The 1405-nt window shown below is 44.8% G+C and carries 3 protein-coding genes; 2 read left to right on the forward strand and 1 reads right to left on the reverse strand.

Annotated elements, in window-relative coordinates; genetic code table 11:
• The first annotated feature begins 228 nt into the window (after positions 1-228).
• Positions 229-831 carry a 16S rRNA (guanine(966)-N(2))-methyltransferase RsmD gene (rsmD, locus tag KIV40_RS27960; protein ID WP_285352464.1) on the forward strand — a complete coding sequence of 201 codons (603 nt, stop codon included), beginning with the start codon at positions 229-231 and terminating at the stop codon, positions 829-831.
• 10 nt (positions 832-841) lie between these two features.
• Positions 842-1108 (forward strand): DUF1145 domain-containing protein, encoded by a 267-nt coding sequence (locus KIV40_RS27965; RefSeq protein ID WP_285352466.1) that lies wholly within the window; start codon positions 842-844, stop codon positions 1106-1108.
• Positions 1109-1166: 58 nt separating this feature from the next.
• On the opposite strand, the gene KIV40_RS27970 is transcribed toward KIV40_RS27965, so the two are convergent.
• The coding region (locus KIV40_RS27970; protein ID WP_285352467.1) for a MarC family protein at positions 1167-1405 on the reverse strand (239 nt) is incomplete at its 5' end.

Below are 1405 nucleotides of genomic sequence, written 5' to 3' on the forward strand. Positions count from 1 at the left end.
AGGAGTTTCCTAGATCTACTAATTAACTGTATTGACTTAATGCACGTCGACTCTTTGCTATTGTTCTACAATACAAACTTGTAGACACGAATAGTAAAGAAAAATGACAAAGCAGTGATATGCTTGCTGTTTGCTTGATACACTTTGTCATTGCAAAATTTATTTAATACTCGAACCAAATTAAATTGGGCTCGATATAGTATCACTTTATTAGCGGTCAAAAAATCTATGGTAAGACGTCGCCAGCAAAACACATCACAAAAAAAGCCATCTGGAGGCTTTGTTCGAATCATCAGTGGCTCATGGAGAGGTCGAAAACTCCCAGTGCACGACTTAGAAGGTTTACGCCCGACCATTGACCGAGTTAAAGAAACGCTCTTTAACTGGGTTGCTCAAGATATCCCAAATGCGACGTGTCTGGATGTTTTTGCAGGTTCCGGTGGACTCGGTTTTGAAGCAGCGTCTAGCCAAGCAAAAATGGTGACGCTACTTGAGATGAACCAAAAAGCGGCAAAACAGCTATCTGATAATGCCAAAGAGCTCAAGGCCGACAACATTAAGGTAGAGAACACCGATGCCATCTACTACCTGAGCAAGCCGGGAACACCTTACGATGTGGTTTTCTTAGATCCGCCTTTCCGCAAAGGGCTACTCGCGGAAACAGTCAATCTGTTGGAATCTAACGGTTGGCTGGCTGAAGATGCGGTGGTGTACATCGAGACAGAAAAAGAGCTCAAGCTGGAAGGTATGCCTGAGAACTGGGAGCTCTACCGTGATAAAACGACTGGGCAGTCGAGTTACCGCCTTTTCCACAGAACCATTGCAGAATAGGATTTAAACAATGAATGTACTGATTCCCGTTGCCAAAGCGGCTATTGCTTTCGTTTGGTTTGTTCTCATCGTAAATATTTTCCACCCATTCCCAGGTAATGCTGCCATTGCTCTCTACATCATGACAGCATTCCTGTTCTTCATGCATGGCTTACAAATGCTGATCTTCATCGGTGCCTTTGGCGATAAGATTTCGATGTCGCGTTGGGAAAAGTGGTCTATTTTGATTTTCGGTATCTTTGCCCTGCTCGATATCCGACGCAAACATATGATGTAAAAATAGAAAAGCCGCTCACTGAGCGGCTTTTTTGATGTGATTGGTCAGCAACCTGACACTAAGAAGCGATGTAAGCCTTCACACCATCGAGGAACATCTGGGTTGAAATCATAATCAGCAACAAGCCCATCAAACGCTCAACCGCTTTCAGGCCACGCTCACCCAAGATGCGCAGGAAGAAGCCGTTAAACATCAAGATAAAGAAGGTTGCGCCCCACGCCAGCAATACCGCTGCCGACAGTTCCAACATATTGTCTGGGTGCTGAGTAGATAACAGGATCAGGGCTGCAATCACCG

This window comes from Vibrio sp. D173a (genome assembly GCF_030248475.1).

Bases quoted from the DNA above. Each gene is read 5' to 3' on its own strand.
- rsmD (WP_285352464.1), top strand. From the start codon at position 229: ATGGTAAGACGTCGCCAGCAAAACACATCACAAAAAAAGCCATCTGGA.
- KIV40_RS27965 (WP_285352466.1), top strand. From the start codon at position 842: ATGAATGTACTGATTCCCGTTGCCAAAGCGGCTATTGCTTTCGTTTGG.